This window comes from Psychrobacter sp. MF31 (genome assembly GCF_012847335.1).
In the GTDB taxonomy this organism is placed as follows: Bacteria; Pseudomonadota; Gammaproteobacteria; order Pseudomonadales; family Moraxellaceae; genus Psychrobacter.
This window is the reverse complement of sequence record NZ_JABBDX010000001.1, coordinates 515126-538730: the sequence shown is the minus strand read 5'-3', so window position 1 is coordinate 538730 and position 23605 is coordinate 515126. Positions and strand designations below refer to the sequence as shown.

Annotated in this window: 17 protein-coding genes; 12 read left to right on the top strand and 5 right to left on the bottom strand. The window is 46.2% G+C overall.

Annotation, left to right across the window (positions count from 1 at the left end; genetic code table 11):
* The first annotated feature begins 366 nt into the window (after window positions 1–366).
* The 4 genes from HF322_RS02285 to HF322_RS02270 all read left to right on the top strand — a co-directional run bounded on the left by HF322_RS02285 (window position 367) and on the right by HF322_RS02270 (window position 4771).
* Complete coding sequence (locus HF322_RS02285; protein ID WP_169391757.1) at window positions 367–1794, top strand: cytochrome c; 1428 nt, start codon at window positions 367–369, stop codon at window positions 1792–1794.
* A gap of 40 nt (window positions 1795–1834) precedes the next feature.
* A complete protein-coding gene (locus tag HF322_RS02280) occupies window positions 1835–3436 on the top strand; it encodes a flavin monoamine oxidase family protein (protein WP_169391756.1) in 1602 nt (533 codons plus the stop codon).
* A 39-nt stretch (window positions 3437–3475) separates the two neighbouring features.
* Complete coding sequence (locus HF322_RS02275) at window positions 3476–4093, top strand: cytochrome c (protein ID WP_169391755.1); 618 nt, start codon at window positions 3476–3478, stop codon at window positions 4091–4093.
* 192 nt (window positions 4094–4285) lie between these two features.
* Window positions 4286–4771 carry a hypothetical protein gene (locus tag HF322_RS02270; protein WP_169391754.1) on the top strand — a complete coding sequence of 162 codons (486 nt, stop codon included), beginning with the start codon at window positions 4286–4288 and terminating at the stop codon, window positions 4769–4771.
* A 136-nt stretch (window positions 4772–4907) separates the two neighbouring features.
* Here the strand turns inward: HF322_RS02270 and HF322_RS02265 are convergent, their stop codons facing one another.
* The 4 genes from HF322_RS02265 to tolQ form a co-directional block, all read right to left on the bottom strand.
* Window positions 4908–6227, bottom strand: coding sequence for a translocation protein TolB (locus HF322_RS02265; protein ID WP_223193130.1), 1320 nt, complete (start codon window positions 6225–6227; stop codon window positions 4908–4910).
* 130 nt (window positions 6228–6357) lie between these two features.
* Window positions 6358–7359, bottom strand: a complete 1002-nt coding sequence (locus tag HF322_RS02260) for a TonB family protein (RefSeq protein WP_169391753.1) — start codon at window positions 7357–7359, stop codon at window positions 6358–6360.
* Window positions 7360–7473: 114 nt separating this feature from the next.
* Window positions 7474–7926: a protein TolR gene (gene tolR, locus HF322_RS02255; protein ID WP_169391752.1), complete on the bottom strand. Its 453-nt coding sequence runs from the start codon at window positions 7924–7926 to the stop codon at window positions 7474–7476.
* Window positions 7923–8648, bottom strand: coding sequence for a protein TolQ (tolQ, locus tag HF322_RS02250; protein ID WP_169391751.1), 726 nt, complete (start codon window positions 8646–8648; stop codon window positions 7923–7925). Before tolQ ends, tolR begins: the two co-directional genes overlap by 4 nt.
* Before the next feature lie 461 nt (window positions 8649–9109).
* On the opposite strand from tolQ, the gene HF322_RS02245 reads away from it, so the two are divergent.
* From HF322_RS02245 to HF322_RS02210, 8 genes are all read left to right on the top strand, one after another.
* The gene (locus HF322_RS02245) at window positions 9110–10405 is read left to right on the top strand and encodes an NCS2 family permease (RefSeq protein WP_169391750.1); all 1296 of its coding nucleotides are present in this window, start codon (window positions 9110–9112) and stop codon (window positions 10403–10405) included.
* A 320-nt stretch (window positions 10406–10725) separates the two neighbouring features.
* The gene (gene putA / locus HF322_RS02240; RefSeq protein ID WP_169391749.1) at window positions 10726–13938 is read left to right on the top strand and encodes a bifunctional proline dehydrogenase/L-glutamate gamma-semialdehyde dehydrogenase PutA; all 3213 of its coding nucleotides are present in this window, start codon (window positions 10726–10728) and stop codon (window positions 13936–13938) included.
* Window positions 13935–14657: a 1-pyrroline-5-carboxylate dehydrogenase gene (locus HF322_RS02235; protein ID WP_169391748.1), complete on the top strand. Its 723-nt coding sequence runs from the start codon at window positions 13935–13937 to the stop codon at window positions 14655–14657. Before putA ends, HF322_RS02235 begins: the two co-directional genes overlap by 4 nt.
* 419 nt (window positions 14658–15076) lie before the next feature.
* Window positions 15077–16663 carry a xanthine dehydrogenase small subunit gene (gene xdhA / locus HF322_RS02230; RefSeq protein WP_169391747.1) on the top strand — a complete coding sequence of 529 codons (1587 nt, stop codon included), beginning with the start codon at window positions 15077–15079 and terminating at the stop codon, window positions 16661–16663.
* A gap of 86 nt (window positions 16664–16749) precedes the next feature.
* Complete coding sequence (gene xdhB / locus HF322_RS02225) at window positions 16750–19341, top strand: xanthine dehydrogenase molybdopterin binding subunit (RefSeq protein WP_169391746.1); 2592 nt, start codon at window positions 16750–16752, stop codon at window positions 19339–19341.
* On the top strand, window positions 19328–20275 hold the full coding sequence (xdhC, locus tag HF322_RS02220; RefSeq protein WP_308811470.1) for a xanthine dehydrogenase accessory protein XdhC: 948 nt from the start codon (window positions 19328–19330) through the stop codon (window positions 20273–20275). Before xdhB ends, xdhC begins: the two co-directional genes overlap by 14 nt.
* A 37-nt stretch (window positions 20276–20312) precedes the next feature.
* Window positions 20313–21707, top strand: a complete 1395-nt coding sequence (gene guaD, locus HF322_RS02215) for a guanine deaminase (RefSeq protein WP_169391744.1) — start codon at window positions 20313–20315, stop codon at window positions 21705–21707.
* 123 nt (window positions 21708–21830) lie between these two features.
* Window positions 21831–22472 (top strand): hypothetical protein, encoded by a 642-nt coding sequence (locus HF322_RS02210; protein ID WP_169391743.1) that lies wholly within the window; start codon window positions 21831–21833, stop codon window positions 22470–22472.
* 49 nt (window positions 22473–22521) lie between these two features.
* Here the strand turns inward: HF322_RS02210 and HF322_RS02205 are convergent, their stop codons facing one another.
* Window positions 22522–23517 (bottom strand): phosphatase PAP2 family protein, encoded by a 996-nt coding sequence (locus HF322_RS02205; RefSeq protein ID WP_169391742.1) that lies wholly within the window; start codon window positions 23515–23517, stop codon window positions 22522–22524.
* Between the last annotated feature and the right edge of the window lie 88 nt (window positions 23518–23605).

Below are 23605 nucleotides of genomic sequence, written 5' to 3'. Positions count from 1 at the left end.
AAGTAAACAACGCTAAAAGTAAGCTTTTCTTTCAAATAGTGGAAATTAAAATAAAGTGCTTAATGTAATAACTGTGTAACTGCCTCAAACCGAACCAATTAGCGCTTGTGCCACTCAAATCAAGGGACTGATAGTTTTTCAAAATTTTAATGATTGATTTGGTTTAATTTTTTCTCTAAAAAAACATTATTTTATTAAATATATTGATATTTAAACAAGTTATAAGTTTTTGAGTAAGAGTATTTACTTTTGTAAATAATTGAGAGAGAAAAGTTAGCAATCAAGCAAGAGTTGCGAAATAGTTTTATTCTAATTAAACGCCATTAGGATGGAATCCTTGATTCATGACAGCTACATGAGGATATTATGAAGCCAACTTTAAAGCCACTTTCCGTGATGTTGACCGCGATTGCGATCGGAACCTCAGGAGCTTCAATGGCTGAAGGGATTAGCCTTCCCAATGTCAGCCCCGCGAACAGCGATTTGGTCAACAAAGGCGCTTATATCGCGCGCGCTGCTGACTGTATGGCATGTCACGGCGAAGATTATAAAGGCGGATCGCCAATTGCCACGCCGATGGGTGATATCTACGCCACCAACATTACGCCATCAAAGCGTTATGGCATCGGCAATTATACCAAACGCGATCTTGAAAAGGTATTAAAAGAAGGTCGTGCGCCAACGCATTGGTTATATCCGGCAATGCCTTATTCAGATTATCAAGGTATGACCGATGAAGATATCGATGCGTTATTTGCTTATCTGCAAACGGTTGAGCCGGTTGACGCGCCGCCTGAATACAAAACTAAATTGCCATTTCCTTTTAATATTAGAAGTTTGATGATCGGTTGGAACGTCATCAATTTAAAAGAAACCATGCCGCCTAAAAACCTAACCGCCACGCAAAAACGCGGTCAATATTTGGTCGATCACTTAGAGCATTGCGGCACGTGTCATACCCCAAGAAACAGCACGATGGGCGCGGATACCCAAAAATATCTTGCTGGCGCGCCACTTGGTAATTGGTTTGCGCCCAATATCACGCCGGATAAAGACAGCGGTATTGGTACTTGGAGCGAGTCAGACATTGTCACCTTTTTACGAACTGGCGAGCTTGATGGTCGTGCTTACGCCGGAGGTCCGATGGGCGAGGCGGTGGCTCACAGCACGCGCTACTTAACCGATAAGGACTTGGGCGCTATTGCTAACTATTTAAAATCTGTTCCCACCATTAAAACTGACGATAAAGTCCGTCAAGTTGCTGATCATAACTTTGTTAAGCCGCTTAACGCTTCTATCACTCATGATTTGATTGCTCAAAAAGACGTGCTTCAACGTGCCAAAGAAAGCGCGGGCAGCAGTGACTCACCAAAAGCGCTTTATTTAGCCGCTTGTGGCAGCTGTCATGGGGTTAATGGCTACGCTCAACCAGATGCCAAATATGCGCCAATCGTGGGACTTACCAGCATCCGCCGTGACCGCCCTGATATGCTCATTAATATCATTGCCCACGGCATCGATGGCGCAAGTAATACCAGCCCAAGTATGCCAGGGTTTGCAAAAGATCTAAATGCGGCGCAAATTGCAGGGATTACCAATTACGTTCGGGTCAATTTTGGTGGTATTCAAGACAGTAAGGTGAGCGCAGCAGAGGTTGAGCGAGTGCTAACCGCTAAGCCTGATCAGCCTTTTTTGATTAAATATGCAGGGATTTTAGCGGCACTTGGCATTATTGCTGTTATTTTGATTATTGGATTTATTATTTGGCGGCTTTTGCGATCACGCCGCGTTTAATGTGCCATCAAACCGCTGATTGCTAAATAAGGACACCATTATGAAAGACACGCTTCAATCGCCCACCCGCCGGCAACTGCTCTCGATGATTGGCAAAACGGCAGGCGCGACTGCCATGTATCAGGCGATGACCACGCTTGGATTTGCGTCCGAATCGACCTTTAATCAAGAGCTCAATTTAACAGGCGCGCCAGAAGGCGCAAGTATCATTATTTTGGGGGCAGGGCTTGGCGGCTTAACGGCAGCTTATGAGCTTCGCAAAGCCGGCTACAACGTGAAAGTGCTTGAGTTTCAAAATCGCGGCGGTGGTCGTAGTTGGACGATTAACAGCGGTGGCGACTATACCGAACTTGGTGGCGGTCGCGTCACTTGCAACTTTGAAGAAGGCAACTATTTAAACGGGGGGCCTTGGCGGCTGCCAAGCCATCATTACGCCGTGTTTCATTATTGCAAAAAATTTGGCGTTGAACTTCAGCCCTTCATCCAAACCAATGACCGCGCTTATTTACACCGCTCTAACTATTTTGGCGGTGTCCCTCAGCGTTTAGGTGATGTCAAAGCTGATATGCAAGGCTATGTTGCTGAGCTTTTGTCCAAAGCCGTGAATGTTGGCAGCCTTGATCGCTCCGTCAATAGCGAGGACAAAGAAAAGCTGCTTGAGGGCTTAAAAGGTTGGGGTACGCTTGATAAGGATTACCGCTATGTCAAAAGCCATGCGTTAAGTAAATATCGCGGCTATAGCGTCTATCCTGGCGGCGGCTTGATGCCGGACCCAAGACCGTCTCAGCCGTTGCCGCCCGAGGAGATATTAAACTCCGGAATGTGGGCTGACCTTTATGAGAACTATCACCTTCATGAGCATTTGCCAACGATGTTTCAACCTGTTGGCGGCATGGGCAAAATTGGCGACGCCTTTACCCGTGAATGCCAAGATCTTATTGAATTTAATGCCAAAGTCACCAAAATCCATCAAGATGACAGCGGCGTGACCGTCGATTATGTCGATAGCAACGACCCAAATGGCGTGCCAAAGCGTATCCGCGCCGATTGGTGCGTTTGCAATATTCCGCTGACCGTCTTGACTCAGCTTGATATCAACGTGTCAAAATCCATGAAGCAAGCGATGGCGGCTGTGCCTTATGATACCTCTTTTAAAGTGGGACTTGAGTTTAAGCGCCGATTTTGGGAGGAAGACGAGTGGATTTATGGCGGCGTGACTTACACCGATATGCCGATCACTCAGATTTCTTACCCGTCAGAGAACTTTTTTAGCAGCGGTAGCGGTGTGCTCCTTGGCGCTTACGGGTTTGGGGCAACCTCTTATAAATTTAACACGTTAACGCCGCAAGAGCGTATCAATGTGGCATTGGCTTACGGTAAATATATCCACCCGCAGTACCCAAAAGAGTTTCGCGCAGGAACGTCGGTCGTTTGGCACCGAATTCCGTGGACGCTTGGCTGCTATGGCATTTGGAGCGAGTCAAGCCGTGAGCAGTATTACGACACACTTTGCAGTATTGATAACCGGATTATTTTGGCAGGGGAGCACTGCTCACATATTCCGGCATGGCAGGAAGGGGCGATATTATCCGGAATGGACGCCGCCAAGCGCTTGCACCAAAAAGTAAAATTGCAGGCATAAATTATACTCAGTAATAAGTATTACAATATCGAGGTAATCATGACCATTATGACGCCCAAAGCCCTTTTAACCCCGCTGATAGTCAGCGCTGCGCTATTTTCAGGTTGCAGCGCCTCCGACAAAGACCAGCCGACGATTGCTGCTTATCACGACGCCCCAGAAACGGTGAGCAATGAAACCAGCCGCAACAATGGCGCTTGGGGCGCAGTTTATATGAGCCGAGACGAGCTTCGCGATAAAAATCGTAATATTGTTGATGACAGTCAATTGCCTGACATGAAAAATGACCCAAGTCTTAAAAAATGGGAAGCCAAATTTGAAGGTAAAAATGCTTTTGTCACCACCAATGGCGAAAAGCTGTTTCATGACTCTTGCGCGGGCTGTCATATGCATAAAGGCGAGGGCGCAATTGGCGCAGGCTATTACCCACCGCTTGCCAGTAACAGCAAAATGGAATCCAAATACTATATCATCGATATTTTAATCAATGGCTTTCGCGGGATGCCGTCGTTTCACATGATGATGGACGATGAACAAATGGCGGCGGTGACTCAGTACGTTCATAGCACGCTTAACCCTTATAAAGATAAAGTAACCGCTGAGGATGTGGCGCAGCTTCGTCACAGCAATCCGCCCGGTTCTGACCCGAGTGAGTAAGCTTTTTAAGAAAATAAGGTTTAGTAAAAAAAGCGCTTAAGATTAGGCGCTTTTTTGATGGGATATATTTCTTGACTGGATAATGACATTTTTATTTATTAATGGTACAAATATCAAAGATAATTTATTGAACAATTATTTGTTTTAACCATACTAAAACTATCTATTTAATCAGTATAGGAGTATTTATCTTTGAATTATAAATTTATTTGGGTATCAATAACTGCAATACTTCTTGGCGGTTGCAATCAAACGGTGCAAAGTAAAAACGAACGTCCCGTATTAGACGCTCAAAATACCGAGGTAGAGATATCGACAAACAACAGGAATAACCCTTCTGACCGTCTTAAAAATATGAGTAAAATAGCTATTGTAGAAAAAGAAAAACCAGATCATCCCTCTGGAATGGTTGCCAGCTTAGTTGGTCATTTAGAGTTTAGAGAAAATTGTATCGTTGTGATTGCAGAAGGCGGCAATATCGAACAACCCGTATTTCCCTCCTATAGCGTCAGTTGGGATGAGGCTACAAACACTTTAACTTACGACTCTAAACGTTATAAAGACGGTGACCCAATATCGCTGACTGGAGGCGGGGTAAATGAGAAAATTTTCAGAGCACAAGAAAAGGTTTATATTCCAGAGTGCCCGAATAGTTCATTATTTGTATTAGCAGGATAATGTCGGTTAAAGCAATCTTGGGCTTCGGTTTTAGCATATTTGGATACGAGCGTTTGAATCGAAGAAATGCTTTAATGTATTAAAAATAGTTCAGGCGACCAATCAGCCGCCCGAACCTAACATTTAAAAAAATAACTTACTGCGGCTTATTTGACCACACCGGCGAGCGGATAATGCCTTGACCGGATTTGCCAAACGATTGACCGCCATTTAATGATTTGATGGTCAACACCCCTTTGCCGCCTTGGGTTGAAGCGAACACCACACGCTTGCCATTTGGCGAAAAGCTTGGCGCTTCATCAATTCCGGTACTGCCAAGGTTTGCCACCACGCCGCCATTGCTGTTCATAATTGCTGCCGAACGTCCGCTTAAATAAGCAATTTGGCTGCCGTCATGGCTGACCTGTGGGCTTGTGGCATAGCCGCTACGTGACACTTGGCTGATTTGACCTGAGCCAAAGTTATAGCGGTAAATGGCAGGCTTGTTAAATCCGGCTTTGTCCGACACAAATACAAACGATTTGCCATCAGGGGCGTAGCTTGGTTGAACTTCACTGCTTTTTGACCAGTTAGTGAGACGGCGCGGTTGACCGCCGCTGGCGCTGATTTCATAAATGTGCGAGCTGCCCTCAAAGCTGCTTGAAAATAAAATTTTGCTGCCATCAGGTGAAAACGACGGGCTTAAATTGCTTCCCGGAAATGGCGTTAATACGGATGCGCCGCCACCGCTGACGTTTTGAACGTAAATCACCGGATACGATTTTTCACGCTGAACGGCGTAAGCGATGCGGTTAGCATCTGGTGACCATGCCGGCGAGAAGATGGAGCCTTTGACTTCGGTAATGGTTCGCGCGTTTTCACCGTCTGCGTCCATCACTTTTAGGCGCGATATTTTATCTTTACCGCGACCGGACTCTTCAATATAAGCTATTCGCCCTGAAAAATCGCCTGGGATTCCAGTGATCAGCTCATAAACTTTATCAGCGATGACGTGAGCGGCGTAGCGCATGCTTGAGGCATCTTTATCTGCAGACAAGGTTTGTTTGCCGCCTAGCACTTGCCCTGTTTGCACGTTGACCACTTCATAATCGGTCACAACTTTGCCGCGATCCGTTCGTGTGTTTCCCATCACCAAATAAGGGATGCCAAGCTGTTGCCAAGCGGGTAAAGTTCCGGCAAGCTCGCTGCTGCTTTTTGGTTGCTGCGGCAAATTTTTGTTGGTGGCTGTAAGCTCGGTCTTATTTAAATCGTTAAAAACGATTGGGGATATGACGGAATCGCCTGCAAATGAGACAAACGCCACCTGATTTTTCTGAATCGGAATGTCATAGTCAAGCTGCAACTCTACTGGCGCCGCAGCTGCACTTTGGCTTAGCATCAAACTTGAAGTTGCTAGCGCTAGGCTTGTAAATATCGGGGTAAAAAAAGTAGTCAAAGGCATATTTTTATAAGTCATGAGGCAATGGTGCTCCTACATCTTAGCCATGATGGCACAAACGTTGGCGATAACGGTAAGCGATTCGATCAGGTTTGGCAAGTGGCTTAAAGTAATTTTGCGCAACTGGGGTCAAAAGCTTTTTTATCGATCAATTTTTGCCATTAAATTGAATGGTGAAAGTTGGGAATTTAGGATCATCGGGGTCAATGGGTAGATTGCGGGTGTTTAAAACTGCTTGGCGGGCGGCTTCATTAACCGCGCTGTCACTTCCGCTGACACTTACGTTTACGATATCGCCGCTGGCATTGACCGTGATGCTCAAAGTTGCGCGCTGAGTAGAGCCTTTAGCCGCGGTTGGCGGATTGTAGTTTCGGCGGATGAGGTTGATAATCTCGCTATTGCTAGCGCCACGGCTGCCGCCTGCGCTTTTGCTGCGACCCGTATTTGGGCTGCTGGTGCTGCTGTCGCCTGAAAAGGTGGATTGACCGTCCGATAAGTTGTAGCTTTTGCCACCTGCGCCCGAGCCGCCTGATGTGATTTCGATATTGCGCTGAGTAGCATTTGGTCGCTCAACCTTTGGTGGGCTATTTTGCTGCTCGCGGTAAGCTTTGAGGCGTTCACGATCCTCTAATTGCTCTTCTCTTTTGCTTTTTTCAACTTGCTCTAAGCGCTCAATTGCCATGCCATCTTGCTGAGCGTTCCAATCGCTTATCGACTCTTCATAAGATTGCGATTGTTCAAGCAAGCGCTCATTTTGCTCTTGGCTCATCAAGATGGGCGCGTCATAATCAAAGTTTGCAGCATCATTGGATGGGGTAAAAATGGGAACGCGCTGGCTTGTGGTCGCTTGATTTGTTGCCGAATTTGGACTTGGCGGCGATGGGCTTACCGCACCGCTTGCCAAGTTATCTTCCCCACTTGCCATGGAGGCAGCGGCGCGATTGGCTAAGATTTGACCTTGAATCTCGGCAAGCTCTTCTGGGGTGACCATGGTCGTCTCAATGCTGCTCTCAGGCTCAGGAAGGTGATGGTAATGATAAATCAAAATGCCAATCACAATAGCATGCGCCAAAATGCTCAAGACGGTCGGTAAAGTCAGACCGTCGCCTTCAGGGGTAGTTGGAACATAGACGACAGGAGCGTTATTCATGAGTTTTATTCAGCAGTCAATTGGCGTCGTTAAAGCATTATCAGCAAAATTATGATAAGAAATAATTATAAATCAAAGGGTTTTGACATTAAACCTAAAAAGCTGTGGCTTAGGTTACTTAGGCGCCGCTAATGGCGCTCCGGTCAACAGCCCCACTTTTTGGACGCCCGCTTGTTGTAAGCTTGCCATCAGCCCCATGACCGCGCCATATTGGTTGTTTTGGTCGGCATTGATCATTACTTGCAGCGCTTCACCCGCCTCATCACTTTGCGATTGCAAATTGGCAAGGGTATCGATTAATTCAGGCTCACTGATGGGCAGATCAATATTATTTTCATAACTGACGAAAATCTCGCCTGAGCCGGTCAGCGTGACGATAATGGGCAATTGGCTTTGTTTGAGCGTATTGGTTTTTTCTTTCGGCAAATCCACATCGACGCCGGTCGTGAGCATGGGCGCGGTCACCATAAAAATCACCAGCAGCACCAGCATCACATCGATATAGGGCACGACGTTGATTTGCGCGTTTAAATCCGCCTTTTTGCGCTGATAGGGGCTTGGCTTCATAGTCCGCTCACCTGACTGGTTTGCCGGATGCCAGCGGCAACCGCTGAGGTATTATCAATGCTAGTTTCGCGCTGAAGCATTCCGGTCATCTCATCGCAAAATAGCGCTCGTGAGTCATAAAGGCGGGCAAGCTTTGCAGAAAAATGGTTGTAAGCAAGAACAGCCGGGATCGCTGCAAAAAGCCCCATCGCGGTGGCAATCAGTGCCTCGGCAATCCCTGGAGCCACGGCGGCAAGGGTAGCTTGCTCAGTTTGCGACAGTCCCAAAAACGCATTCATAATGCCCCAAACCGTACCAAACAATCCCACGTAAGGCGCCACCGAGCCGATACTGGCAAGCGCTGCAATTCCGGACTCTAAAAGCTGCTGCTGACGACCAAGACCAACCCGAAGCTTGCGCTCAACGCCATCGATGATGTCATCTTTAGGTTGGCGTTTTTTATGCATGCGCAGGTATTCAGAAAACCCCACATAAAAAATCTGCTCAAGACCTTGACGGTCAGGTGAGCCTTGAATGCCTTGATACAACTTTGCCAAATCCTCGCCCGACCAAAACCATGTTTCAAATTGTGAGTCAAAGCTTTTGGCAGTACTGATTCGCGAGCTTAAACGAAAAATCATCACCCAACTGAAAACGGACGCCAAAAGCAGCAGCAACATGACGATTTGAACCAATAAACTGGCTTGGGAAATCAGGTCAATAATATTTAACGATTCAGGCATGACGCGCTCTCAGTGGCAAAATTAAGCGCCAAGCTTTGCCGCTTGATCGGCAACGCATGGGCGCAAAGATCAATAAGTTACAGTTTGAATAAAATAAAAGCTAAGACAATTTTAAACCCGCTAGTTTACTTTGAATTTTAAAAAAGGTCATTGATTAATGTGTTAAAGGTCATAAAAATGAGCAAAATTTTACTTATTTTTAAGCAAAGTCGTTTGGTGATTCTTATCAGCCGTAACTTATCTTTAAAATAGCAAAGATAAAAACTCTGAAGTCAATGACGGACGTTGAACAATGCTCAGGGTAATTTTAAGATATTCAGTCTTATTGCCGCGATTTTTCTGCCGCCAACTGGGGTAATTTTTAATTTAATTGCAATAATGCTTTTATTTATCGGCTGGATGTGATAATTAAAGCCGCAACTTGGATGCGATGTCAAAAACCACAGTGAGGATACCAGCCTATGAATGCAATTGAGCGCTATTTTGGGATTAATGGCGAAAACACCACGATCAAAACCGAGCTGCTTGCCGGTCTGACCACGTTTTTAACGATGGCTTATATCATTTTTGTAAACCCCAACGTCTTATCTGAGGCGGGAATGGATAAGGGGGCAGTATTTGTCGCCACCTGTCTTGCCTCAGCGATTGGCTGTTTTATTATGGGATTTTACGCGCGTTTGCCGGTCGCGCTTGCACCGGGGATGGGGCTGAGCGCGTTTTTTACCTATGGCGTTGTCCTTGGGATGGGCTACAGTTGGCAGGTGGCGCTTGGTGCGGTATTTTTATCGGGCTGTATTTTTGTGGGATTGAGCCTATTTAAAATCCGCGAGTGGGTGATCAACGCCATTCCTTTATGTATTAAGCAAGGGGTGGTTGCAGGGATTGGCGCATTTTTGGCGTTTATTGCGCTACAAAGCTCAGGGGTGATCGTCAATCATGATGCCACGCTCGTTGGTCTTGGCGATATGACGGCGTTTTCACCGGCGATGGCAGCGATTGGGTTCATCATCATTATTGCGTTGTCGTATCGACGAGTTCCAGGGGCGGTGACGATTGGGATTTTATTGGTGGCGCTTGTTAGTTTATTAACGGGGCATACGCAGTTTAATGGCATTATGTCAGCGCCGCCGCCGATTGCGCCAACCTTTATGCAGCTTGACATTGCTGGCGCGTTTGATGTGGCGATGATCAGCGTGATTTTTGCGTTCTTATTTGTGGACTTGTTTGATACCGCAGGAACTTTGATTGCAACCACAAGCCAAGCAGGATTGATCGATAAAGACGGCAATATTCCTAACATGAAGCAAGCGCTGTTAGCGGACTCAACAGCAACGGTGGCAGGAACGCTGCTTGGAACGTCATCAACGACCAGCTATATTGAAAGTGTTTCAGGAATCGTGACGGGTGGTCGCACAGGACTTGTTGCCGTGGTGGTGGGCGTTTTATTTTTACTAAGTACGTTTTTTGCGCCACTTGCCGGAATGATTCCGTCTTATGCAACCGCAGGGGCGATTTTTTATGTGGCAGTGCTGATGCTAGGTACGCTCAAGGACATCGATTGGCAGGATTTAACCGAAGGTGCTCCGGTTGCTGTGACGCTGCTTTTCATGCCGCTGACGTATTCGGTGGCGGATGGTATCGCGCTTGGCTTTGTCACTTATACGGCGGTAAAAGTTTTGACCGGACGTTTTGAAGAAATTAGCATTCCAGTTTGGGTATTGACGTTGGTACTGCTGGCAAAAATTGTCTTGCTATAATTTAAATTAAAGTTTATCAAAAAGCCCTTATTAAAGGGCTTTTTTTTGGCTCAAAAATTAGTTTGAAATTTAAAACATAAGTCCATAGCTTTTTTGTTTTGATAATGCGTCAGTTATTAGACTTATGCCCAATCGGCATGAGCTTATGCTACCATCAAGTCATCAGGCGCATCACCTCAAGCAACGCCGTAGAGGTTTTTCTTAATTTGACTGTAAGATTATTAAGAAGAAGGCGCTAATGCTGCTTGATAAAAGTTTTAAGTTATAGCCGGAGTCATGCTTTATTTAGATTTGCGGCTGTTCATGATGACGGAGCTGATATGTCAAGACCTCTACCTTTTACGCCTGCTGAGCCAATTTTATTTGACCCTATCACCTTGCTTGAGGCAAATAGCCTAAGTATTTCATCCGCTACCCGAAAGCAATTTATCTCGCCACTTTACTGCGCCGATGAGTCGCGCTGGCTGAAAGCCTTATTACCACTTGCCAAGCCGAGTGATAATGAGCGCCGCCAAGCTGCCAGTCAAACCAAAACGCTGGTCAATCACGTTCGAGGCGACACCAAAGCCATCAAAATGGTCGATGCGCTACTGCTTGAATATAGCCTTGATACCCAAGAGGGCATTTTGTTGATGAGCCTTGCTGAAGCGCTCATTCGCGTTCCCGATAAGGCAACGGCGGACAAATTAATCGCCGATAAAATGAGCGTTGCCGATTGGAAACAGCATTTAAAAAATGACAATCAGTTTATCGTTAACGTTTCGACTTGGGGAATGATGCTAACGGGGCGCGTGGTTCGTCTTGACCCAACCACGCCAAGCCGATTTTTAGATAAAATGACTAAAAAAATGGGCGAGCCAGTCATTCGCCGCGCCATGCAAGCGGCAATGCAAATTATGGGTCAGCAATTTGTTTTGGCAGAAAATATGGTCGAGGCGCTATCAAACAGTCAAAGCTACCGCGATAAAGGCTATACCTACTCGTTTGATATGTTAGGCGAGGCGGCAATTACTGACAAGGACGCTGAAAAATATTTTAATGATTATTTAAATGCCATCAAGCAAGCCGCGCAAATCACGGTCAAAGCAGGAATTCCAAAGCCGTCCGTGTCGATAAAACTGTCAGCGCTGCACCCGCGTTATGAAGCAACGCAAGAGGCGCAGGTTATGGGCGCGCTTCGTCAGCGCTGTTTACTGCTCATTGAAGCGGCGCTTGGTCTTGATGTGGATATCAGCATTGATGCTGAAGAAGCCGACCGCCTTGAGATTTCACTGAAGCTGTTTGAGGCGCTTTACCGCGATCCGATGACCCAAGGTTGGGATGGATTAGGCATTGTGGTTCAGGCATATTCCAAGCGCGCCATCGCCGTTTTAGCTTGGCTTGCGGCATTGGCTAAAGAAGTTGGCGATAGGATTCCGGTGCGATTGGTTAAAGGCGCTTATTGGGATTTTGAAATTAAATTGGCTCAGCAAAAAGGGCTGGCAGGATATCCAGTTTGGACGCGAAAAGAGGGCACGGATACCGCTTATTTAGCTTGTGCTCGCTATTTGTTAAGTCCGCAAAACCAAGGCTTACTTTGGTCGCAATTTGCCACTCATAATGCGCACACGATAGCCGCGATTTTGGCGATGGCAACGCATTCAGGGTTTGAATTTCAGCGCTTGCACGGCATGGGCGATGCACTTTACGATCACATTTTAAAAGACGTTCAGATTCCGGTTCGCATTTATGCCCCTGTTGGCGCTCATAAAGATTTGCTGCCGTATTTGGTGCGCAGATTGCTTGAAAATGGCGCCAACAGCTCTTTTGTTCACCAAATTCTTGATACGTCCTATCCGATTGATAAGCTTGCTGCCCATCCTGTTGATGAGCTGCTAGCCTTTGCAACTCTTGATAATCCCAATATTCCGCTACCGCTTGATATTTATGGCGACCGAACGGCAAGTTTTGGCGTGAATATTTTTGTGGAATCGCAATGGCAGCCGTTAAATGACGCGATGAGTCAGGTTAAAAAGTACTGGCAAGCGGCGCCAATTATTAATGGCAAATCAACTAATGGCAAATCACCACTTAATTCTACTTTAAAGAAAAGGGAAGTTTTTGCACCTTGGAATCGTGAAGTAAAGGTTGGTGAAGTTATTGATGGTGATGCAAGTCTTGCCGATCAAGCCATTGACAATGCTGTTAGCGCGCAAACGGCTTGGCAAGCGATGATGGTCAATACTCGGGCTGAAATCCTGCGCAATATTGCCGATTTATACGAAGCTAATTTTGCCGAATTTATGGCGCTTTGCCAAAGAGAGGCCGGAAAAACCATTCAAGACAGCATTGATGAAATTAAAGAAGCGGTCGATTTTTGCCGTTATTATGCCAATGAAGCCGAGCGGTTGCAAAATGAGTCCATTGCGGTTATTGATTTGGATGAAAAGTTGCAGCGCAGTTGCTATGAGCCGCGCGGAACGCTTGTTTGTATTAGTCCTTGGAACTTTCCGTTAGCCATTTTTACCGGTCAAATTGTCGCCGCCTTAGTTGCTGGAAATACAGTGGTTGCTAAGCCCGCCGAACAAACCAGCTTGATTGCCCATTTTGCTATTAAACTTATGCATCAAGCTGGCGTGAATTTGGATGCGCTGCAATTGGTCACGGGCGGCGGCGTTGTTGGTGATGCACTAACAAGCTCAAACGCAATTGCTGGCGCGATTTTTACCGGCTCTGTACCAACGGCACAGCGCATTAATCAAAGCTTAAACCAAGCTCAGCGCCAAAATTTGCCGCTGCTGATCGCTGAAACGGGCGGTCAAAATGCCATGATTGTGGACTCAACGGCGTTGCTTGAGCAAGTGGCAAAAGATGTGGCACTGTCGGCGTTTGGCTCGGCAGGTCAGCGCTGCTCAGCGTGCCGGATACTTTGTGTTCAAGAGGACGTCGCTGATAACTTGATTGCGCTTATTAGCGGCTATATGGCGCAGCTGTCGGTAGGTAATCCTGAACTTGTTGCTACGGATGTCGGTCCCGTGATTGACAAAACGGCAAAACAAAAACTTGAGGCGCATATTGAGCGCTTGCAAAACGAGCCCCTTGCCAAAGTCTTATATCAAACGCCACTGAATCAACAAAACACAGCAAAAGGGACGTTTGTTGCACCAACACTGATCGAAGTTGATGATATAAAAACTATCGGCGGCGAGCATTTTGGAGCGATTTTGCACGTCCTCCGCTACCACGCTGATAAGCTTGATAACTTGATTGATAAGATTAACGCCACCGGATTTGGGCTGACCCTTGGGATTCATAGCCGGATTGAACGCACCGCTGAACATATCGAGCGCCGCGCCCGCGTAGGCAATACCTATATCAACCGAAACCAAATCGGCGCGGTGGTTGGCGAGCAGCCCTTTGGTGGTTTTGGTTTATCAGGAACAGGACCAAAAGCTGGCGGACCTCTTTACGTGGCGCGGCTTATGACGCTGAACTTTACGCCCGTTTCAATGACGGATGTTGTGATAGATGGTGCTGAGGAGAATTTACCATGATCCGAAAAATTCAAAATAACACGATCGAGGCGTGGCGATTAATGAGCGCTGCTAAGCGCATTGCCATGATCCAACCTGCCATTGATGATATCGTTCTAAGTATTCAGAAAAATGCCAAGCTATCGCAAGACGCCCCAAAAGCTAAGCGCTTATTGGATCAAATGATGATCAATGCCAAAAGCCTTGATGACGCTCAACGGTTAACTGGCGCAACCGGCGAAAGCAATGAGTGGTACGTCAGCGCTCGCGGCAAAACGCTGGTGATGGCGGGCAAAAACGCGGACTTTTTAGCCGTTTTAGGTCAGCTTATCTCTGCGCTGATTACGGGAAATGAGGTCATTCTTCATTGTCCGGTGATAAATGGCGTAGATTTTGATGAGTTCAGTGCTAAGATTGTTGCTGAATTGCATTCGGCAGGCGTTCCAGACGCGGTATTAATTTTTGATAATAATAGTCAAATTGATGATTTATTATCGCAAAATTTTATGCAAGTTGCTGTTAGTGCTGATATTCAAGAAGTGTTAGCGATAAGTGCTAACTTGGCAAAATTGGACGAGGCGTTGGTTCAAGTGATCGCGGCGACCAATGGTAATGATTTGATAGCGATGCTTGCGCCGGATTATCTTTATCGCTTTGTCACTGAGCGCGTAAAAACGGTGAATACCACAGCAATCGGTGGCAATGCGAGCTTGCTTGAATTGGCAACACTTTCGCCTTGATTTGAACGCTCGAATTTTTAAAGGGCATATTTTTTATAAGAATAATCACGGCGTTTATTTACTTTGACTTGACTTTGGATTTGACTAAGGAGTCAGCTATTATTAGGACGCTATGCTTTTGATTTTAGTACAGTAGAATTGAGTCAATTAACGGCGGCAGGATGCGGCAATGGGTTGAAAAATCAGCGCAGTGAACAATAAAAGCAAAAAGTAAATTCGATATATCAAAGCGAATCAAGGATGATTGGCTGCTAACAACAAGGATGAGACGATGCCATTGATAGACACAATGCTGGCGCGAATGCCGCAGCATCATACCCCTAATAACTTTTTTAAGATCCTCGATGAGTGCTTATTATAAGCCGCTCAGGGGCTTTTGCGTTTTAAAATAACATCATTAATATGAGCCGAGATTTGCCATGATTCAATTTTATTTAAACGGAAAATACGTTGAGGAAACGACGATCAATCCAAACACCACGGTGCTTGAGTACTTGCGATTGCACGCTCGCCAAACCGACACCAAAGAAGGCTGCGGTAGCGGCGACTGCGGCGCTTGTACCGTGATGGCTGAGCGCTTGGGCGATGATGAAAGCGCGCCATTTTTTACCTTTAACTCGTGCATTACGCTGCTGTCTTTGCTTGATGGTTATCATATCATGACCGCCTCGTATTTGGCGGACAACCCTCATCACCATCCCGACCGCGCCCAGTTGCATCCGGCGCAGCAAGCGATGGTGGAGTGTCACGGCTCGCAGTGCGGCTTTTGTACGCCGGGGTTTGTGATGTCGCTTGCCAGCGTTTATGAAAATCATCGTAACAATGCGAGCGGCGATTTAAGCTACGACGATATTGTCGCTGCCATTTCAGGAAATCTTTGCCGCTGCACTGGCTATCGACCGATTATTGATGCAGGGCTTGCCATGACTGAGATTGGTAAGGCTCAAAGCGCGTCGCAACAAGGCATAAAGGCGCTTGGACTTGCCATTGATGCGATGGCGGCAAGCAACCGCTGCCAAGAGAAAAATCAAGAAAATAGCCAAGAAAACAACCAAAATGCAAACAATGAGCCAAAACCAAAGCTTACTCAAGGCTCAAAAAAGCTCTTTGCGCCAATCTCGATTGCTGAACTCAATCAAATCTTAAGCCGTTATCCGCAAGCCACCATTTGGGCGGGCGGTACGGATTTGGGATTGACCATCACTCAGCGTTTGGTTGACCATGAGGTTATCGTTCAGCTTGCCGGAATCGACGTGCTAAAATCATGGTCAATTGATGAAAAAGAAGGTAAAAAAACGCTTAACCTTGGCGCTGGCATGAGCTATAACGCCATGCTTCCGGTATTGCAGCCGCATTTTCCTGAGTTTGCCGCGCTGTTTGAGCGAATTGCCTCCCCGCAAATCCGCAATATGGGAACACTTGGCGGCAACATTGCTAACGCTTCGCCCATTGGCGATTTGCCGCCCGTTTTGCTTGCGCTTGATGCTCAAATTCAGCTTCGTTATTGCGATAGCGTTAATGATAAAAATAATAACGATGGCGGCGTCCGTGATGAAACCATGCCGTTATCGGAATTTTTCTTAGACTATAAAAAGACCAAGCTTTGCGCCGGTGCTTACGTGGTTGGCGTTCAAATCCCCTTAATGCGTGACCGCGAGCATTTATTCATTCATAAAATCAGCAAGCGCTATGAAGATGACATTTCGGCGTGTTTGTTGGCGGTAAAACTTGGGATGTCAGAGGACGGCGACACCATTGAAACGGCAACTATCGGTCTTGGCGGTATGGCGGCAATTCCTTTGCTTGCTAAAAAAAGTCAAAATGCGCTTAAAGGTCAACCGCTTACTCTTGATAGCTTCCAAGCCGCCGCTGACGCGTTATTTAATGATGTCACGCCAATGACCGACGTTCGCGCCAGCCGCGAGTACCGCCTAAACGTGACCAAGCGATTATTAATCAAATGCGGCAAAGAGCTTTTGGCAAAAAATCAACCCGTTTCGGCTTAAAAAAGGGCGCTTTTCACGGCAAGAGCGCGACCTAGATTTAACTTTTAACCTATATGATTTAAACCCATTCTAAAAAGAGAATCATTATGAGCCATCATTCTAGCCTTTTTGACAGTTATAGCATCCGCCGAGTGCGACCGCCAAAACACAAAATCGGCACTTCGGTCAAACATGACAGCGCCATCAGCCATGTAATGGGAACAGCAACCTATGTGGATGATATGCTAAAGCCGGAAAGCACCTTGCATTTAGCGGTTGGTAAAAGTAGCCATGCTCATGCTCGCGTCACGAAGATGAACCTTGATTCGGTTCGCGCGGCTGACGGCGTCATTGACGTGTTAACTTTTAAAGATTTGCCTGCCAAAACTGATATTGGTCCTGTGTTTGACGGCGACCTATTAATGGTTGATGACATTACCGAATACGTTGGACAAACGCTATTTTTAGTCGTTGCAACTTCCCATCGCGCCGCCAAAAAAGCGGTGCTTAAAGCTCAAGTCGACTATGAGCCGCTTCCTGCGGTATTGACCGTTGAGGACGCGCTTGCGCAGTCGCTATTTGTGCGACCAAGCCACTTTATGAAGCGCGGCGATGCCGAAGCGGCGCTTGAAAAGGCAGACAAGCGCATCAAAGGTCATATTCATATGTTGGGTCAAGAGCACTTTTACCTTGAAGGTCAAGTGGCGTATGTCGTGCCTTGTGATGATGGTGGCTTGGAAGTTTACACCTCATCGCAGCACCCAAGCGAAGTTCAGCAGCTTGTTGCTGAAGTCGTCGATTTGCCCTTTCATGCGGTTAATGCCATCGTTCGGCGCATGGGCGGCGGCTTTGGTGGAAAAGAGACGCAAGCGGCAGCTTGGGCGTGTCTTTGCGGCGTCGTTGCCAAGCGTCATAACTTGCCGGTTAGCATGCGCCTTGACCGTCAAGATGACATGGTCGTCACCGGAAAGCGCCACGAGTTTTTAAACCGTTATGACGTTGGCGTTGATAATAACGGTAAAATCGTTGGCGTTGATATGCAGCTGGCAGGGTTTTGCGGTTATTCGCCTGACTTGTCCGATGCCATTGTTGACCGCGCGATGTTCCACTGCGACAACGCTTATTATTATCCTGATGCGCACATTGCAGGGCATCGCTGCAAAACGCATACGGTATCCAATACCGCCTATCGCGGCTTTGGGGGTCCTCAAGGCTTGCTCACCGCCGAATATATGATGGACCATATTGCCTATACGCTTGGCAAAGACCCGCTGCAAGTTCGCCTTGATAACTTGTATCAAAATGGTCAATCGACCCATTACGGTCAGCCGATTGAGCACTTTGACTTGGCCGTTTTAATGCACAATTTGGCAAAAGATTGTGACTACGAAAAACGCCGTGATGACATCATTGCCTTTAATAAGAAGGCTGAAAAAGACGGCACGGACAAGCGCCGCGGTATTGCGCTGACGCCGGTAAAATTTGGCATCTCGTTCACCATTCAAACGCTCAACCAAGCCGGCGCGCTCGTTCATATTTATACCGATGGCAGTATTCATTTAAACCACGGCGGCACTGAAATGGGGCAAGGGCTATTTATTAAAATTGCTCAAGTCGTTGCCAATGAGTTCGATGTTGATTTGGATACGGTGAAAGTTTCTGCTACCCGAACCGATAAAGTGCCGAATACCTCGCCAACCGCCGCGTCCTCAGGAACGGATATTAACGGCAAAGCCGCGCAAAATGCCTGTTTGACCATTAAATCACGTCTTGTTGAATTTGCTGCCAAACATTTTGAAGTCAGCGAGGACGCCATTGAATTTAAAAACAACCACGTCATCATTGACAATAAAAAAGGGCTGACTTTTGCTGAATTTATCCGAATGGCGTATGAGCATCGCGTCAGCTTATCCTCAACCGGCTATTATAAAACGCCAAAGATTTTTTATGACCGCTCAAAAGCTTGGGGGCGACCGTTTTTTTACTTTGCCCTTGGCGCGGCGTGCTCGGAAGTTGAGATTGACACCTTAACTGGCGAGTACAAAGTCGTTCGCGCTGATGTGCTTCATGACGTCGGTCAATCGATTAACCCTGCCATTGACATCGGTCAGATTGAAGGCGCGTTTGTTCAAGGGATGGGCTGGCTGACCACCGAGGAGCTGACTTGGGATACCAAAGGCAACTTGGCATCAAACAGCCCTGCCAACTACAAAATCCCAACGGCGCATGATTTACCAAAACAATGGCAAGTCAAACTGTTTGACCGTAAAAACGAAGAGCAGACCATTTACAATTCAAAAGCCGTTGGCGAGCCGCCGTTTATGCTTGCCGCGAGCGTTTGGTGCGCGATTAATAATGCTTTAGCAAGTTTGGTTGATTACAAACAAAACCCAGATTTGACCATGCCGGCAACGCCTGAAGCGGTACTAAAAGCGGTCATGCGCTTGCAAAATGAGACTTGGGATATTAATCAGCCGGAAAATAAAGCCGCGATTGAAAGCTTAAAAAGTGAGCAAGATGGCGACAAAGCCATTAATGATGAGGTCAATAACGACAAGGTCGTGCCGCAAGACGTTGATCATGCGACCGATGAGATGCCGCCTGAGGTTGAAGGACGTCTGTTTGATGATGAGCCTGAGGAAGCAAAACATCCAAACGTCGCCGGAGCTCGGGGGCCGGCTCACAGTGAAGTCGATTAATCGCGCCCCTGAAAGCTGGATTGAGGCGCTGGCGCGATGCCAAAAGTCGGGAGCGCCGCACGTTTTGGCAACGGTTGTTAGTGTAACGGGGTCAGCGCCGCGAGCGCTACAAGCTAAAATGGTCATCACTAAGGACGCCGCCTTTGACACCTTAGGTGGCGGCGGCCTTGAGCATGATGTGATGGCAACCGCGCGAAAGCTGTTGGCAGGTAAGACAATCGATGACACGCCTGCACCAAAACTGCGCTCCCAAAAAGCGCAAGCTGCTCGCCGCGACTCGGTTGTTACCAAACACTATCCGCTTGGGGCAAAGCTTGCTCAGTGCTGCGGCGGTAGTGTCACGGTGATGTTTGAGTGCTTTAACCTCACTCCGCCGTTATCGCTTTTGGTATTTGGGGCAGGGCATGTAGCAACGGCATTGATGAAGATTTTGGCGGAGCTGCCGTGTAAAGTCGATTGGGTCGATAGCCGAGCGGAGATGTTTGCGCCATTTGCTATTAGTGCAGATAATGATGCGCCAAGCTACAACTTGCCTGACCACATTCGAGCGCATGTGGCAGATGAGCCGGTCGATTTTATTAAGCCGTTTATCCAAAATGCTTTGGCAAAAAGTGATTTGGTAAAAAATAAATCGCCAAGCCGTCAGCAGTTTATTTTGGTGATGACCCATGACCATAGCCTTGACTTTGAGCTGATTCGCGCGGCAATTGACGAGATTGGTGACAATCCTGACAAAGCTGCCCCTTATATTGGTTGCATTGGTTCGGCAACCAAGTCCAAGCGCTTTTACGACCGGCTCTTAGCACGTGGCTACAGTGAAGATAGCATCAATGCGCTAACCATGCCAATTGGCATTGCTATTGGCGGTAAAGAGCCAATGGCGGTGGCGGTATCGATTGCCGCCCAAGTGTTGAAGCAATACCACCAAGTGTAATGTTAATGGTAATAAAAAAAATTAAAGGAGCCAGAAAATGACCTTACACATTTATCAAGCCAAGCTTTTGCATTATTTAACGGAAAATGACTTAGCTTCTCGTGTTGGTGCCCCAAGCAGTATCAATCGTAACATTGAGCTGATACCCGTGGTCAAAGGCGTAAGAATTTTCCCTGAATATATCGAGGATGGCGCGCTTGTCGTTGACGATGATAGCGGCTTGGTGGTTGAATATGGTCACCGCGATGATATGATGAAAAATTTTGCCGCTGTTGATGGCGATATTGAGGGCAAAGCGCCTGCCGTCATTCACGATTATCAAGATAAGCTTATCATGCCAGGGTTTATTGATACCCACGTTCATTATCCACAGATTGACATGATGGCAGCGTTTGGCGAGCAGCTGCTTGACTGGCTCAACAACTACACCTTTATTACCGAAGCGGGCTTTGGCGACCCAAAAGTTGCTCATGACACGTCCAAATTTTTCTTAAATCAGCTCTTGGCTCACGGAACGACCTCGGCGTTGGTATTTTCGACCAGTCATCCGCAGTCAGTCGAGGCGTTTTTTGAAGAAAGCTTGCGGCTCAACACCCGAATGATTACCGGAAACGTCCTCATGGACCAAAACGCTCCGGAAAATCTTTGCGTACCAACCGAGCAGGGCATCCGAGACACCCAAGACATCATTGCCAAATGGCATGAAAAGGGGCGTCAGCACGTTGCCATCACCCCGCGATTTGCCATCACCTCAACGCCAAAGCAACTACAACTGGCAGGCGAGCTTTATGCGGCAACCGACCGCGTTTACATGCAAACTCACGTGGCAGAAAATCGCGACGAGATAGCCTTTGTCAAAAAGCTGTATCCTCATCACAAAGGCTATCTGGATGTTTATGAATCGATGGGGCTTTTGGGGCGCTACACCACGCTTGCCCACGGCATTTATCTTGAACATTTCGAGTACGAGCGCCTTCGCGATACTGAAACGCAAATTGCCCATTGCCCAACGTCCAACTTATTTTTGGGAAGCGGCTTGTTTGATTTGAAAAAAACGCTTGGCTACACTGGCGTGAGTATCGCCACTGACGTTGGCGCAGGAACGAGCCTCTCGATGCTGGCAACGCTTAGCGAGGCTTACAAAGTTCAGCAGCTGCAAAACAATCCGTTATCGGCGCATCAAGGCTTGTACCAAATCACCCTTGGCAACGCGCAATCTTTGGTACTTGATGACAAAATCGGCAACTTTGTTCCCAAAAAAGAGGCGGATTTTGTGGTGCTTGACCTAGCCGCTACGCCACTTCTTGAGCGCAGAATGGCGCAATCGGACATTTTGGATGAGCAGCTGTTTGTCCTTATGACGATGGGCGATGACCGTGTGGTGAGCGAGACGATTGTTGCAGGGAAAAGTCAGTATAAGAAGGTGGGGTGATTAGGATTTTTGATTGGTTGAGAATCTTGAAAAGTATTGTTCTACAAAAAAGAATTTCACTTATTTTTCTTAGACAAGGTAATTATTATTACAATTGCCTTGTTTATCTTTAGAGTTTTATTTATGGCAAATATAAATAGATCAACTGCACTTCAAGCATCTGAATTATTGGGTCAAATAGTTGAAGTGATCATTGATAACCAAACCCTAAGTGATGGTTTGATGAAAGACTTACCAGTTTTAGGTACGATATTGGGAATATCAAATATCTATAATAATTTCAAAGCAAAAAGTTTTGAGAAAAAATTTAAAAATTTTCTTTTGGAATTTGATGATACAGAAGAACTTCAAAGGTTTAAGGATTTTATTGATAAAAAAGAAGATGAGGAGCTAGGTGAAGTAATCCTAAATGTTATTGATAAAATTGATAAAAATATTCAAGCTAAAATGCTTGCTAGAGCTGTAAAACTATATATTTATGATCAATCTCAAGAAGAAAATGCTAAGAAGATCTTTGATTATAATATATATGTAATTAAAATTTTAGACGATTATCTTTTGTCTGGTATAGAATCAGTTTATGGTGAAAATAGTTGTTCAAGAGTAGGGTCAGTTGATATAGCATTATTTAATTTAGGATTAATGGATCAGGAGCAAAAGCCTAACTATCTATCGAAAACACAGCCGCTAATCTCTTTCGCACGCTCTGATAAAGGTTATAACTTTTATCGGAAGATAGTTTTAGGAGATATAATCGATTATTGATTTAATTGTCTGTTATGAAAGTTTGTTATGCTTTTCATAATATTAGTTTTTACAACAACAACGGAAACTGAAACAATTTGGCATAAATTATGGTGCTAATAAATATCCCAACGCCGCTAAGCCAAACCAAATAAATATGATTGGCTGACCACTTAACCTGCCAATCAATTTTACCTTTCGCGCTTAGCCACTCAGTTACGCTGATGGCAAAGGTGAGCCAAAGCCCGCCAACCAAATAGCCGCCCAAAACATCGCTTAAATAATGCTCGTTAAGGACAATTCGGCTCAGCCCAATCAGCACCATAAAAAACGACGCCATCACAAAAATGCGGATTTTATGAACATAATTTTGGCTAAAGCGAATCAAAAGATAAGTGATAAATCCATATAACGCAAGAGTAATCGTCGCATGACCGCTTGGGAACGAATGGGTGTGTTCAAAAAGTAAAATATCGGCGGGGCGCTCACGCTGAAACAACATTTTACTTAAAAACGTAAACGCCGCGCTGCCAACGGTCGCCACCAACAGCCCAACCAAAACATAATACTGCCGAATTACCCAACAAATCACAGCGGTAAATAGCATCACAAGCGCGGTCATCGGCGTTGAGGCAAAGCTGGTAATAGGAATAAAAAAGCCAATAATCAGCGAGTCGCGAAGTAGGCTCATCTGCGCCGAGACAAAATAATCGGTCTCGACGATGGGCTTAAGCGTGGCAACATCTTCGACAAGCCCGATAAAAAGCGCCAAAATATAAACCATCATGAGCGACAAAATTGTCAAGGGCAAGCCGCTGAAATGTCGCAAATCAAAGCGCCGCGAGAGAGTAGCAAAAAGCTTTGGGTGGCGACTTTTAAACGACATCATGACTTGGTTTTGGCTCAAGTAGCGTTTAGCCATTACCCAACTGCGGATGATTTGAACGGCAAGCGGTTGACCATAACAAAGCGCTAAGAATTGAAAAAAAAGCAGCACCGCAAGTATCAGAAAAAGCAGAAGTCCTAGGGCAAACAGTTGCTGATTTTCTTGCACAAACGACATCATTAAGAAAAGCCTTTTAAAAGGAAAGAAGATAAAATAAGTTAAACGAATGGTTTTGTAATTGTTCTTGGAGAGATGACCATACAATTTA